Origin of the sequence: Lactococcus sp. FSL W8-0209, from assembly GCF_038006585.1 — a bacterium.
Lineage (GTDB): Bacteria > Bacillota > Bacilli > Lactobacillales > Streptococcaceae > Lactococcus > Lactococcus lactis.
Genome location: NZ_JBBOVN010000001.1, coordinates 1,812,738 through 1,827,902, shown reverse-complemented (window position 1 = coordinate 1,827,902; position 15,165 = coordinate 1,812,738). Strand labels below are relative to the sequence as shown.

The 15,165-nt window shown below is 35.6% G+C and carries 11 protein-coding genes; all 11 read left to right on the top strand.

Going from position 1 to position 15,165, the window contains the following annotated elements; all coding sequences use genetic code 11:
• Window positions 1–22: 22 nt before the first annotated feature.
• Window positions 23–646: a phage tail protein gene (locus MKX45_RS08960; RefSeq protein ID WP_340817056.1), complete on the top strand. Its 624-nt coding sequence runs from the start codon at window positions 23–25 to the stop codon at window positions 644–646.
• Between the two features lie 111 nt (window positions 647–757).
• Window positions 758–1,174 carry a phage tail assembly chaperone gene (locus tag MKX45_RS08955; RefSeq protein WP_021214451.1) on the top strand — a complete coding sequence of 139 codons (417 nt, stop codon included), beginning with the start codon at window positions 758–760 and terminating at the stop codon, window positions 1,172–1,174.
• 224 nt (window positions 1,175–1,398) lie between these two features.
• A complete protein-coding gene (locus MKX45_RS08950) occupies window positions 1,399–6,339 on the top strand; it encodes a phage tail tape measure protein (RefSeq protein ID WP_340817055.1) in 4,941 nt (1,646 codons plus the stop codon).
• The gene (locus MKX45_RS08945) at window positions 6,336–7,982 is read left to right on the top strand and encodes a distal tail protein Dit (protein ID WP_340817054.1); all 1,647 of its coding nucleotides are present in this window, start codon (window positions 6,336–6,338) and stop codon (window positions 7,980–7,982) included. The genes MKX45_RS08950 and MKX45_RS08945 overlap by 4 nt, the downstream gene beginning before the upstream one ends.
• A complete protein-coding gene (locus MKX45_RS08940) occupies window positions 7,982–9,751 on the top strand; it encodes a hypothetical protein (protein WP_340817053.1) in 1,770 nt (589 codons plus the stop codon). The genes MKX45_RS08945 and MKX45_RS08940 overlap by 1 nt, the downstream gene beginning before the upstream one ends.
• Before the next feature lie 15 nt (window positions 9,752–9,766).
• Entirely contained in the window at window positions 9,767–10,888 is a 1,122-nt protein-coding gene (locus MKX45_RS08935; RefSeq protein WP_340817051.1) for a hypothetical protein, read from the top strand.
• Window positions 10,888–11,061: a hypothetical protein gene (locus MKX45_RS08930; RefSeq protein ID WP_023189746.1), complete on the top strand. Its 174-nt coding sequence runs from the start codon at window positions 10,888–10,890 to the stop codon at window positions 11,059–11,061. The genes MKX45_RS08935 and MKX45_RS08930 overlap by 1 nt, the downstream gene beginning before the upstream one ends.
• The gene (locus tag MKX45_RS08925) at window positions 11,036–13,105 is read left to right on the top strand and encodes a hypothetical protein (protein WP_445667038.1); all 2,070 of its coding nucleotides are present in this window, start codon (window positions 11,036–11,038) and stop codon (window positions 13,103–13,105) included. The genes MKX45_RS08930 and MKX45_RS08925 overlap by 26 nt, the downstream gene beginning before the upstream one ends.
• Before the next feature lie 15 nt (window positions 13,106–13,120).
• Window positions 13,121–13,357 (top strand): hypothetical protein, encoded by a 237-nt coding sequence (locus tag MKX45_RS08920; protein WP_340817049.1) that lies wholly within the window; start codon window positions 13,121–13,123, stop codon window positions 13,355–13,357.
• Between the two features lie 119 nt (window positions 13,358–13,476).
• Window positions 13,477–13,827 (top strand): hypothetical protein, encoded by a 351-nt coding sequence (locus MKX45_RS08915; protein ID WP_025016889.1) that lies wholly within the window; start codon window positions 13,477–13,479, stop codon window positions 13,825–13,827.
• Window positions 13,824–15,113 (top strand): LysM peptidoglycan-binding domain-containing protein, encoded by a 1,290-nt coding sequence (locus tag MKX45_RS08910; protein ID WP_340817048.1) that lies wholly within the window; start codon window positions 13,824–13,826, stop codon window positions 15,111–15,113. Before MKX45_RS08915 ends, MKX45_RS08910 begins: the two co-directional genes overlap by 4 nt.
• The last annotated feature ends 52 nt before the right edge of the window (window positions 15,114–15,165 follow it).

The following is a 15,165-nucleotide window of genomic DNA, read 5'->3' as shown; positions in this document are numbered from 1 at the left end:
TTATTTAAGAAAGGAAATTAAAATGGCAACAAAAGGTTTGAAAATGGTAACTCTCGCTCTTTTAGATGATACTGGAACGATTGTAAAAGGAGCTGGCGGTTTATCAACTGATGGTACTTTCCCAATCACTGATGAAATGTTAGGTACAAAGACTGCAAATATCACTAATGTATCAAGTGCTCCAACAATGATTTATGGTAATGATGGTCAAGTAGATGCAGATATTGCAAAAGGCACTCCTTCTGTAGCATTCGACTTCAATGGTTTGCCTTTTGATATCAAACAAAAACTCCTTGGACGAGTTAATGATACTAAGGGTGGATATACTCAAGGTCCTGTTCCTAAAGTTGCGGCTTTGATTCAAACGACAACAATTGGTTCAGCCTCTCCTCAATATATTGGATTTGCTGCAGGTAAAATGAATGAAACTGCATTGAACTTACAAACAAATACCAATGCGGTTGTACGTGTGGATGATGCATTGACATTTACTGCATTCTCTGTAAGCCGTTGGGGTGGAGAAGCTATCAAATTCTTTGATGGTGGAGATGCTAAATTTACTGAAGCTGCAATGTTAGCAGATGTATTTAACGGTTATACTGCTCCGACTACTGGCGGTTCAGGTTCAGTAACTGGTGGACAATAATAATTAAAGGCGGAGCAATCCGCTTTTTATATGGAATAGATAGAAGGTCTATTATATTAGGTTCGATACCTGACTATTCCTTTACAAAAAGTAAAATAGAGGAGAGTTACAATGAAATTATCATTACCAGAAATTAGAGAAGAATCATTTGAAGTTAAAACTTCAATTAAGAACATTAAAAAAATGCATGCCTACCAATTGGAACTAGCAAAAAGCCAAGAAAAACTTGCTTCAGTTCAGGATGGAACACTAGAAGAATTAACAAAAGCAATCGCTCTTGATGATATGTCAGTAATTAATAATGCCGAAAAATTTATTACTGAAATTCTAGGTTTAAATAAAAAAGAAGTAGATAAATTAGAAGAATTTGATCGTGGTCAATTTATGAATTTGCAGTCTAAACTTGTTCTTTCACTTCAAGGGTATGATGATGATCAAATCGATACTATGTTTACTGAGGAGGTTGACTCTGCCGAAAAAAAAGTTCAAGCATTGAAGAACGAAAAGTCTACCACCACAACCAATTAATAGATTTACAACTATTTGAAAAAAATATTATCGAAAATTGGCACTGGACATTAGAGCAAGTAGATAATCATGATTATTATGACTTAATTGATGTATTTAAAGCTAATGAAGATAATAAGATGGCTTCATTCGATGATTTGAAGAAGATGTTTGGACAATAATATTCATGTCAATACCTAATGTTTAGGTATTTTTTTATACTCAAAAATTAGAAAGGAGTAAAAATGGCAGATATAATGGTTGATTCAGTCACCACAGGGATTGACTTGAATGAGACAAAAGCTGTTGAGGCTATTAACCGCTTAAAATCAGCAGTTAAAGATAGTACTCGTGAATGGCAGATTAATGAAACTTATGCAAAATCAGCAGGGGAAACAGTTTCTGCAGCTAAAATTCGTTATGAAGGTTTAAGCGATGCTATTAATAAACAAGAAAAATATATAGCAGATTTGAGCAAGGGCTTAGAATCTATTAATAGAAATAGTGAACAAGGCGAAAAATCTTACCAAAAATACAATAAGCAGTTACTCGATGCATCTAGAAATTTAACATCAATGAATGCACAATTAAATCGTGCTAAATCAGCTTATGAGTATCAACAAACAGGTATTGAAGATTTAAATAAATCTCTCAGTGCTAATGACAAACTCATGCAGTCTCAAATTGATTTATATGAGAAGACTCGTAATAAAATGGGAGCTGCTAAAGCCGAAGTTTCTGGTCTATCTACTTCATACGCAAAGCAAACTGAGATTTATAGGGCCCAAGTAACTGAGCTTAAACGATTAGAAGCTGCCGAGGGTACAAGTTCAGAAACGCTTGTTAAGCAAAAAACAAGGGTAAATGAAGCTGCTTCGTCATTATTGAACTACAGAAATAAACTTTTAGAAGCTAACTTGGCAGTCACAAAGATGCAACCGTTTAATTCTGAGTCTCTCATTGGTAAAGGTTTAAATACTGTTTATCAAACAACTGAGAAAGCTACCGATGTAATGGCAGCAGGATATCAGAAAGTAAAAAGTGCAGCTTATCAAAGTGCTTTTGGGATTGCTGCAATTGGTGCAGCTGCAGTTAAGGGGGCACAAATGGCCTCTGAACTTCAAAACCAATATAAAACAACTTTTAACTTATTAGTAACTGGCGGCGAACAAGCTAAAGAAGCTCAAGAAAATGTTAATAAAATGCAAGAGCAAGGTTCGGAACTTTCTGTTAAGTATGGTAAAACTCAAAAAGAAATAGCAGATGGATATCAAGAACTTGTAAAACGTGGATATACGAGTGCTCAAGCTCTTGGTGCTTTGCCCACCATGTTGCAAGCTTCGGTAGCTTCTGGTGATGATTTTACTGATGTTGTACATAACTCAACAGCAGCGCTTGAAAGTTTTGGTAAACGAGCTGATGATGTTACTGGAATGACAAAAAATACAAAAGAAGTTGTTAACCAGATGGCCTATGCAGCAGATATGACAGCAACTGATTTCCAAAGCATGGGTGTAGCAATGGAATATGTAGGGGCATCGGCTCATCAAAGCAAATTAAGCTTGTCAGAAACAGCATCTGCAATTGGTATTCTTTCTAATAATGGTCTTGAAGCTGATAAAGCGGGTACTGGACTTAGAAAAGTGATTGTTTCGCTACAATCTCCAAGTAAAGATGCTGCTGAAGCACTAGCTGGAATTGGTTTAAGCACAAAAGATTTTGTAGACCAAAACGGAAATATGAAGTCAATGACGGAAATTTTCGGATTGTTAAACCAACATACAGAAAAACTAAGTTCATTCCAAAAAGGACAAATCTTCCATGCTTTATTTGGAACTACTGGTCAACAAGCGGGTGCAATTCTTTCTGAAAACGTTAAGCAGTTAGGCGAACTCGATGATAAGGTGAAAAAATCAGCTGATGGCCAAGGGTATGTTGTTAATCTTGCAAATAAGAATATGCAATCTACTCAAAATGAATTAAAACAATTTAAAGCAGCCGGAGAGGCTGTTTTAATTATGATTGGTCAAAGGTTCTTGCCAGTTCTATCTGATGCAGCCACTTCAATGGCTAAGGCATTTAATTCTAAAGAAGGTAAGCAAGGCCTTGAAGAAATAGCTAAATGGATTGCGGAAATATTCCAAAAGCTCGTTGATACTGTCAAATTTATCGGGGAACATAAAGATTTTGTTGTAAATACAGCTAAAGTTTTCGCTAGTATTTGGGCAGTTAATAAAATCGGCGATGCTCTAGCGATGGTTAAAAAAATTAATAATGAGCTTAAAATAATGTCAGGTATGAATGCTTTATCTGATGCTTTATCTGGAGGAGGCATTAAATCTTCTGTAGGTAAAGGTGTTGTATCTGAAGCTGGAACAGTTGCTTCAACAGTAACAAAAGGTAGCGTAGCTGCTGAAGGTGAAGCGCTTGTTGCCTCTGGCGGTTTATCAAAAGCAACTTCCTTAATTCCAAGATTATTAGGGATCATTGGATCTGTTGGCGGAAGTACAGTCTTGTCTGGCGGAATAAATGCAGGAGCTGAATTACTCAGTAAAGATAGTACAGCTCAAAAAACTGGCGGAGTTGCTGGCTCACTTGGTGGAGCAGCGGCAGGAGCAGCGATTGGTTCTCTTATCGCTCCTGGTATCGGTACAGCAATTGGTGCAGCTATTGGCGGGATGGGTGGTAAAAACTTAGGCAAAAAACTTGGAGATTTGATTAATGATGGTTTAAAAGAATCTTCATTAAAAAGCGAAAAGTTACCAGTTGTTAAGTTCGACCCTAAAGCACCAACAAAAGATATGAAAGAGTTCTCTAAGGACTACCAAGGCTTCTTGGATAAAATCAAAAAATCAGCAACTATTGATATTGTAGATGAGAAATCACTTGAAAAAGCTAAGAAAGCAACTGCTGATGCTTATGCGAAGATGTCCAAAGATATTGATAAGTTTTATCAAAATCAAGAAAAGGATTCTAAAAAGCAAGTTGACCTTCTAGTTAAAAACGGTGTATTGAGCCAAGCACAGGCTGACAAATTAAACAAAGGCCAAAAAGATTCAGATGAGAAACAAAAAAATGCTCAGAAGAAGAATCTTGATGAGATGAAGAAAAATACTGATAATTACTATGCTAGTGTTTCTAAAGAGCAAAAAAGAGCTAATGACGCTAATACAAGATTAACTAAAGATCATGATGCTGAAATTAAAAAAATTAAATCTGGAAGTACCGACGCTCTTTTAGCATTGGAAAAGAAATACGGTAAAAATTCACCTCAATATCAAAAAGAGATGATGGCTGAAATTTTAAGAGCAACAAATTCTTTTGATAATAAGCAAGAGCAAAATAAAAAAGAGCATAGTAACAATATGAATAAGATTGAAAAAGACTATGCTAAAACGCAAACTAAAGCTGAAGAGCAGATGAATAATCAAATCAATACTGCTACTAAAATCGCTCAAAATAAACAGCTTGATTTACTTGATGATTTAAAAAATAAAAAAGGAAAATTAAATCAAAAACAATTAATTGATACCCTTGAAAAGGCTGATGATGAATATAAAGGAGTTAAGGATAAGGCTCAAAAACAAAAAGATGATGTTGTAAAAGCAGCAAATGAACAATATAAAAAATCCGTTGCAGCAATTGATAAACAACGTGCAGAAAATAGTTCTATAACAAAAGCTCAATATGATGAAATGATAAAAACTGCTAAAAAGCAACGTGATGATTCAATTGGTCATGCTAATGAACAATATAAAGGCGTAGTAGATAAGGCACAAAAAACTCATAAAGAAACAATTGACTTTGCTAATGATAAGGCTGACAAAAATGTAAAAGCTGCTGCAGGAGAACAAAAACAAACGGTAGAACAGTATACAAAAGGATTTAGAGATTCAAGAGACTTAATTAACTCATTTGTTGACGGGATTAATGGCGTTCTTAACTTCCTGCACAAAGGGTGGGGGAATATCGGTCACGTTAGCCTTAAAGGATATGCTGTAGGTACTCGTGGATTAGCTCAAGATGAAACAGCTCTAGTTGGTGAAGAAGGATTTGAACTTGCTCACCATCCAAACCATGGTATTTTTGCGGTTGGCCAACAAGGACCTGAAATCCGTAATCTGAAAGCTGGAACTTCAATTCTCCCTCACTCAATGTCAAAAGAGTTTCTATCATTAACAGCTAATTTGCCAGCTCATGCTGACGGTGTATCTGGCTTCTTATCAGATGCACTTGGATGGGTAAAATCAACATACAAGGATGTTACTAGCGTTATTTCAAAAGGACCTAAAGGTGTTGTAGAAGCTATTTATAATGGCTTAGGATTAGATAATTTAGAAAATGACTTTCCGCCAGTTGTAACTAGGATGGCAAAAGGTTCTGCTCAAACTGCTGAAGATAATTTTATTAAATTCTTACAATCATTCTTCAAAAAAGCTGAATCAGATGCAGGAGGTTCACAAGGTTCGCCATCTGGTTCTGGTGTTCAACGTTGGGCTGGGCAAGTTAAACAGGCGCTTGCGGCTAACGGATTGAGTACAAGCCAAGACATGGTTGACCGTGTCCTTCGCCAAATAGCTACAGAATCAAGCGGTAATGAAAAAGCTGTACAAGGAAATATTGGAGATATTAATAATATTACTGGTGATCTTGCCAAAGGATTGATGCAAACAATTTCAGCAACATTTAACGCATATAAATTCCCTGGACATGGCGATATTTTTAATGGATATGATAACTTATTAGCTGCTCTTAATTATGCTAAAAGCCGTTATGGTTCAAGCTTATCATTCTTAGGAAATGGGCATGGTTATGAAAATGGCGGAGTCATTGATGCACATGGATTTTATGAAATAGCTGAAGGAAATCGTCCTGAAATGGTTATTCCGCTTGATCCTCAAAAGAAGTCAAGAGCGAGTCAACTTTTGAACCAAGCAAATAGAACTATTAACGCTAATAATTATGAAAAAAATTCTAATAGTAATATGGAATTAGCTTTAACTCAAGCTGTTAATCTACTTTCTCAAGTTCTAGGAGCGACAAAAGAACAAACAACAGCTCTTAAAAATCAACCTGCACCAATTATTGATGAAAATAGTTTCTTTAAAGGTGCAGCTCCAACAATTAAAAAAACACAGGATTCATACCAAAATAGAAAAAATAGATTAGGAGGTATTATGATTTGACATTTACGATAAGTTTTAATGGTCAAAATATTTCCGACTTGGTAGATGGATTTACTTCAATCGAACGAAATTTTGGCTCAACATGGACAAATAATCTTGGACCAGAAGGAACTACAAGATATGGTCAAGAATTTATTAATAATTATATTAATGCGAAAACAATTACAATTTCTTTCATTAAAGATGGTATTCCGAAAGATTGGGTTAATATTCGCCAACAAATTGCTAGTGTTTTAGATGTTTCAACTCCTTCACCATTAATTTTTAGTGATGAGCCAAATAAAGTTTGGTATGCATTGCCTGATCAATTACCTACTTTTTCTGAAGATATATCTTCTTTAAGGGCAACAGGAACTTTAACATTTATTGTACCGTCAGGTGTTGCTATCTCAAGCTATACACAAGAATTGAATTCAAATAATTCAGGAGGAACAAATGGTTCCATTATAGTTAATTCAGATAACTCAGTAGATGTTTTGATTAATAATCAAGGGACTATTCCTGCATATCCTACGTTTAAATTTACTCATAAATCTGATAATGCATTTATAGGTATTGCAGGTCAAAATGGAGTTGTTGGATTGGGAAGTCAGGATCAAACTTTGATTGACTCAAAAACAACTGAAACAACAAGAGTAGAATCTCAATGGCTTTTAAACCCATCTGGTATAAGCCAAAATAGTAATTTTAGTGGACATTTTAATGTGGCTAATGATGTTGGCAACCCTCAAAATGGTCAATTATTAACTGCAGGAAATCTTGTTTTTAAAAATGATGGATTAAGATTACAAGATGGTGGTGATCCTCCGTCTAGCGGAACATGGTCAATGCAAGGGGCTATGCAAGTCTATAATGTTCCAGCTGATAAAATAGGAAATGTTGGAACAGCTAATTTTACTTCAACTTTTAATATTTGGGCGCAAGCAACAAAAATGGGGCAAACTGGGCTAATACAAGTTTTATTTTGTGATTCTAACAATAAACTTATGGCTGGATTAGGAATATATAAAGATGATACAAGAGGAAATAGCTTTAGAACTCAACTTTATATTGGTGGTAATCATCCCAGAACATGGAAAACATTTGGGCCAGGAGGACAAGAATTAAATAATGGTGGTCATGGAGATGGAAAAGTTCCTAATCCAAACTTATATTTTAATTCTACAACTGGATATTTTACAATTCAAAAGAAAGATAGAGTTTTCAATTTTACATTTGGCAATAGAGGAGGAAATTACCCTATTACTATTCCAGAGCTTGGAAGTACTAAATGTACAAAAGTATTTGTATATATGGGTCAATTAAAAGGAAGAGATGTCAACACACAATATATAACAAATCTATCGCTTAGAATGTTTAATTTTCAAAAGAATGATGTTACCAAAACAATTGATAGCAATACAGATGTTACAACATTTATTCCAGCAGACAATCATCATTATGGTAATAGTGAAGTTGTTGTGGTAAATATGAGCAGTTCAAAAATATATAGAAGAGAAGGACTTACAATTGCTAATGATGAGATGATTACTGGTTCAGAACCATTTTCAGTTCCTCCGGGTCAATCAATTGTTAATTGCTCATTTGGAGATAATACAGTGCCTCCTGATATTGATGTAACTTGGAAAGAAAGGTATCTATAATGCAATTAAACATTCATGACTCAACATTAAAAAGAATTGGTTTTATCAATAATGATCTACCAGATGCACTTCACTATTTTAATGATAATTGGCATCGTTATTTAGCGGAGGGAACATCTACTTTTGACTTTTCTGTTAATAAGGTAAATCCTGATTATGCCTTGTTGACTTTACAAAGCTATATAAGCTTTAGTTACGATGATGAAGATTATTTATTTAATATAATTAATATTCAACAAGATCATTATTCAATGCAATTACAATGCGAAAATTTAAATCTTGAACTGATTAGTGAGGATGTAGAACCATATAATAATAATCTTCGCCATAGTATTGTTTGGTATCTTAAAAATGCAGCTAAAATTACAGATAATGTTGTTGAAATAGGTAATAATCCTTTTTCAACTATTGATGAAGATACATCTAATCCAATACTCTCTTTTGATAGTACCGAAACAAAACTAGCTCGTATAATTTCTATTTGTAATAGTTTTAAGGCTGAATTTCAATTTAAAACAAATCTAAAAGATGACGGAACACTTCAAAATATAACATTAGATTTATATCAAACTGGAGGAGTTGGGCAATTAAGAAAAGATGTAACGTTATATTATGGTAAAAATATTGATGGTATAACCTCAACTGGAGATAGAACATCTACATTTTTTAATTCAACTACTGTTACTGATTCAAACAACAAATATAATTGGTTATCAATAGAAGGAAAATATTATAATTCTGATGGTCAATTAGAATTTTATAAAGATGCTGGTAGTAATACAGCATATGCTCCTTTATCAAGAGATATGTTTCCTTCTCAAATCCTATCTCCATCTTCAGATCAATATACTAATAAAAATATTCAAACATCCGCAAGTTCAAATGATGATTTATGGGATTATGCTGTAAGTCAGTTTAAACTTTATGCTTATCCTCAAATGACTTATGAAGTAATAGTATCAGTAAATGCTGTTACAAGTGCTCTTGGAAATAACAAAAAGCTAAATATTGGGGATACAATAATTGTTCAAGACTCAACTTTTGACAAGTCAGATGGTGGATTAATTTTATCAGCAAGAGTATCTGAACAAGAAATAAGTTTTACTAATCCTTTAAATAATAAAATTACTTTTACTAATTTTGTTAAATTAAAAAGTGATATCTCTGCCGATTTATATGGCAGAATGAAAGAGTTGATTGACCAAAGCACTCCATATAGATCGGATTTAGAAACTACTAATGGGGTACAGTTTAAGAATGGTACGGGATCAACTGATTTGTCAGCTCATATCTATTTTGGCTCAGATACCACTGAAACTATTGCAGACAGTTATGAATGGTCGAAAGATGGAACAGTTGTCGCTCCAACACAGACTATTACAGTTGATGCAAGTGGAGTTGCGGATAAAGCAGTCTATAGCTTTAAAGCAACAATTGCGGGTAAAGTAGTCGCAAGTCAGTCGGTTACTATCACTAATGTGGATGATGGAACTAGCCCGATTAATCTAGTTATTGATTCATCTAATGGCTATCAATTTAAAAATAATATCATTAATACAACTTTCACTGCGATACTTTATCAAAATAATAAAGAAATTGATAGTGAGGGAACAAAATTTGCTTATATATGGTCTAAAACTAACTCTGATGGAACAGTAGATACCGCTTGGAATCTTGCTCATCAAACAAGTCAGAAATCAATTACAATCACAAATAGTGATGTTTGGCAGAGAGCTACATTTGATTGCACTGCAGAACCACTTAATTAATAGGAGGAACAAAATATGTCAATTGTCTCAAGTGGACAAATCACAATCACAGATTTATCAGATGGGATGCAACTCAATGCTTTCATCACAGCGAGTGGGGTGACTACTCAAACTTATGATGCAACAGCTCAAACATGGTCACCAAGTTATGCGACTACTCCACAAGTTTTAACGCTCAACCTTACTAAAGCAGGGAGTACAACTTCTGTTATTAGTGGGATTTCAGGAACTATTACTTGGACACGATCAGATGGAACCACAACAACAACTATCACTTCAACTACTAATACTGACACTCAATATATGAGCGGAACTTCAAATAGTGTGTTGACAACAAAAGTCAATGTTCCAATTGCTAACTCAGCATCACGATTCACTGCTTCTGGATTATGGGTTGACCCTAATACAGGTTTAAACGTTCCATTCTCAGCTGTTTTAGATTTAACGGTTGTGCAACTTGCTAAATCAGCAGTCCTTGCAAATGTTTATGCTGGAAATGGTGGAGCATTCTATAATTCTAAACCTGCAAGCTTAACAGTTAACGCTGATTTGTATAAAGGGGGGCAACTTTCTGCAGGGAACAAGCAAATATTCTTCGGTTATGCAGATAGTACTGTAACTACAACTGGTTCAACTGGTTATAACTCAAACCTTGGATTAGGTTGGCATTTATGTACTTCATCTACAACTGGTCAAACTCCTAATGTAGCAGCAGGAACAAATACTACTTCTCAAGGGATATTAACAGTTCTACCAACAGCTGTTACCAACTCACAAACTTTTAAGGCAGTAATCATTGACCAAGTAGGTGGTACAGCAGGAACTGCAGTTAGTGGCATCGTTACACTTCTTGATTATACAGACCCATTAACTTGTACGATTGATAGTACAGCAGGTAGCATTTTTAAAAATGGTTCTGGTACAACAACACTTACTTGCCGAGTATTTCAATCTGGTGCTGAAATTGATACAGCTGGAACAACCTATACTTATAAATGGTCTCAACGTGACCAAAATGGCGTATTAAATGCTAATTTTGGCGGTACAGGAAATCAATATAAAACTGGTAAAACAATTAGCGTTGCGGCGACTGATATCAATGTCAAAGCTCAATATACATGCGAGGTGAATCAATAATGAAAAGTACATTTTATGCCAATATCGAACTTGGGGGAGAAATCACACAAGTTAGCTTTGAAGCAACAAGCGCAAGTGATGTGATTGAACAAATCTGGCGGACTTATGGTATCTCCACTCCAATTATTGAAATTTGGGCGGAGGTAACTGATGACGATAGTAGCAAGCAATAGCACCACTGTAAGTAACGTTTACGATGGGACAATAACTCATTATGCATATGCTTATAGTGCTGATGGAACAGATAGATTTACGACTGTTTATCCTAACTTGAATTTGTTAGTTAATAGTTCTGCTAAGACCAAAGCTGGATTCTTTAAAAACTTTGACAAAGTAGAAAATGACTATGGTGAAATGACAATAAAGGGTACTAATACCTATGTCAGCAGAGACCTTTGGGATGGTTTCTCTATTTTACCTAGGGATTATAAACCAGGTGATAAATATACAATGAGTATGGATGTCATGTTTACAAGCTGGAATCTTCCTGCTGGAACGACTCTTACAGAATTTTGGTTTGGTCAGCGATACCTTGGTCCAATATGGAAAACAATATGTTCTATAGATTTACCTAAAGACCCTAGTCAAATGCTGAATCAGTGGATAAGAATAACACAAACTTCAACGATACCTCCTTATCCAGACCCATCCGTAAATGCACAAGCCATCTTTCAGACTAGATTCACTGGTGCAAGTGAGGGTAGTTTTACATTTAGAGTTAGAAAACCGAAACAAGAACCAGGTTCAACCGCAACTCCATACATGCAATCAGCTACAGAAGTCACAACTGCTGACTGGCCAAGCTATATCGGTCAGTACACAGACTTTACATCTACAGCATCCACAGACCCTGCTAAATATGCACCTTGGACTGTATTTAAGGGAAATGACGGTAAAGATGGCGCAGATGGTAAAGACGGAATAGCAGGTAAGGACGGTGTTGGACTAAAAACCACTGTTATCACTTACGCTATTTCAACAAGTGGAACGACAGCACCAACTACTGGTTGGACGAGTTCTGTTCCCAGTCTTATAAAAGGTCAGTATCTCTGGACGAAAACAGTATGGAACTACACGGACAACTCATCTGAAACAGGTTACTCAGTAACTTATATTTCTAAAGATGGGAATAACGGTAATGATGGAATTGCTGGTAAAGATGGTACTGGTATCAAAACTACGACCATTACATATGCAGGTTCTACAAGTGGAACAACGGCACCAAGTAGTGGATGGACTTCTACAATTCCGACAGTTGCAGCAGGTAGTTATCTGTGGACTAAGACTGTTTGGACTTATACGGACAATACCAGTGAAACAGGGTATTCAGTTGCTAAAATGGGAAATGATGGAGCAACTGGACCTGCTGGTCCTGCTGGTCCTCCTGGAAGTAATGGTAATCCAGGTAAAGTTGTTTCTGATACTGAGCCTACAACAAAATTTAATGGGCTAACATGGAAATACTCCGGAGCAAATGATATCACTGCTAGTGATGGTACAAATATATTAGCTGGAACAGAATACTACTGGAATGGGACAGTTTGGGCTTTATATGAAATTAATGCTCATAATATCAATGGAGATAACCTATCAGTAACTAACGGAACATTTAAAGATGGGAAGATAGAGAGTGTCTGGGGAAACAATGATGTAAATGGGACAACTACTATTGAAAAAAATCATTTAATAATTCACTCAAAGAATCCTGCAGAAAACAATGAAAATTCAATAGGTCTTGATAATACTCAGGGCTATGCTCACCAGTATATTGATAATAACACTGGACGAACCCGTATAGTTCAAGTTTCATTTCAAGGTTTTTCTATTACTGACAGTGTTGGAAAGTATGTAAACATAACACCAGAAGGCGTGGATTCTTCGGAAAAACATACTAAGGAAGTTCCGCTAGGTTGGGGTCGTACGGCAACGCTAACTCGCGTTGGAAACATAGTTACATTATCCTCAGAGAAACGTTTTACCTCTACTCCACCAAACGGGAGTTGGCAGACTGGTGTGGCTATTCTTCCTATAGGTTTTCGGCCTATTGTAACTACTATGATATACAATCACGATTTAACTTCCCCCTCAAAATTTGGTTGGTACAAATTTAATACAGATGGTAGCGTAAACTTAATGAGTTTAGGAAACGTTACAACCAGCGACTATATGATAACATTCTCTCAAATGTGGTTTACCAAGGACCCATTCCCAAGTTAGAACTAAGGAGAAAAAATGAAAAAGAACAAACAAACTCAAGAAACTACCGACATTCTTATCGGTGAAAACATTGTTGCCAATTTAAGCTTTACCGCTTATGAAGCAGGAGATTTACAAGTTCAGCTAACAATTAATAACCCTCAAGATTTTCATAATTCAGAAGAAGCTAAAAATGATATGAACGGTCTTATGGAAGCAGCACTTCAAGCTTCAAAAGATAAATTGAGCACTTATGTAGCGACAGAAAAATAGAAAGCAGGTATTATGGAGGAACAAGCATGGCGAGAAGCACTCGAACGACTTATAAATAGTAAGTAAAATGACTTACTTATCAATGGATAGGTTTTTATTATGGAAAGGAAAAATACAAATTGGAGTATCAATTATTAGGAGTTTCAGGGCTAATCTTAATTATATTAGGATTGACATGGTTAAAAGATGGGGAAAAAATGGACCCACCTTTGAGAAAAAGAATCATTATTGATTTAACAACAATCGCTTTGTTTTGGATTGTTTTTGAGTTTTGGCATTTCTCAAGCTCAAGAGCTTATGAAAATGAAGTAAATTGGATTATCAATGGTTCGCTGGCTTTCTTTGGGGCACGAATGATTCAATTGATTTGCCAAGTTAATCCAATGTTTCAAGAGTTGGTGAATTACTTGAAATCTAAAAATGGCAAAACAGATGTTATTGAAAATGAAAGTACAGAGGAAAACAAATGAAAAAAGTAATCAAAAAAGCTGCCATTGGAATGGTAGCTTTCTTTGTTGTTGCAGCAAGTGGACCTGTATTTGCAGCAGTTGGTGACCAAGGGGTGGACTGGTCAAAATATAACGGAACTTACGGTAATTTTGGTTATGCTCATGATAAATTTGCTTTTAGCCAAATCGGAGGAACTTACGGTGGAACCTTTGTAGACCAAGCGACTTATTCAACACAAGTTGCATCTGCGATTGCTCAGGGTAAACGAGCGCACACTTATATTTGGTATCAAGTCGGAGGTTCGCAAGAAGTAGCAAAAGCGGCACTTGATCGCTATTTGCCCAAAATTCAAACACCTAAAAACTCTATTGTTGCCTTGGATTATGAAAGTGGAGCAAGTGGAGATAAACAAGCGAATACTGATGCGATTCTTTACGGAATGCGACGTGTAAAAGCTGCTGGATATACTCCAATGTATTATTCTTACAAGCCGTACACTTTGGCCAATGTCAATTATAAGCAAATCATCAAAGAATTCCCTAACTCATTATGGATTGCGGCTTATCCAAATTATGAAGTGACACCAGTTCCAAACTATAGCTTTTTCCCAAGTATGGACGGAATATCAGTATTCCAGTTCACATCAACTTATGTTGCTGGTGGACTTGATGGAAATGTAGACTTAACAGGAATCACAGACAATGGCTATGGAGAACAAAAAGGGCAAGAAGTTAAACCCGATACTGTTACACCGGCCATTAATAATGGTAAAGAAGCTAATGAAGTTAAAGGAAACGATGTAGAAGTTGGCATGACTGTTAAAGTAAACTTTGGAGCTAAAAATTATGCTACAGGACAAACAATTCCTCAATGGGTAAAAGGTAAACCACATAAAATCATCCAGAAGAACGGTGATACAGTCTTGCTTGATGGTATTATGAGCTGGTTATCTGTTCATAATGTTGAAACTATTGATGCATCAACTAGCCAACCCGCAACAACCTCAAAAAGTTACATTGTAAAACAAGGTGATACACTTAGTGGAATTGCTTCAAATTGGGGAACAAACTGGCAAGAATTAGCACGTCAGAACAGTTTATCTAATCCGAACATGATTTATACTGGTCAGGTTATTCGCTTCAAAGGAGGCCAATCTGGGGCTACAGCACGAACTTACACAGTGCACTCTGGCGATAATCTTTCATTAATTGCAAGTCGTTTAGGAACAACTGTTCAAAGCTTAGTTTCAATGAACGGTATTTCAAACCCTAACTTGATTTATGCTGGTCAAACTTTAAAATATTAAAATTAACCCTGACTTCGGTCAGGGCTTTTTTCGTGTTTGTGTTTTATATAGG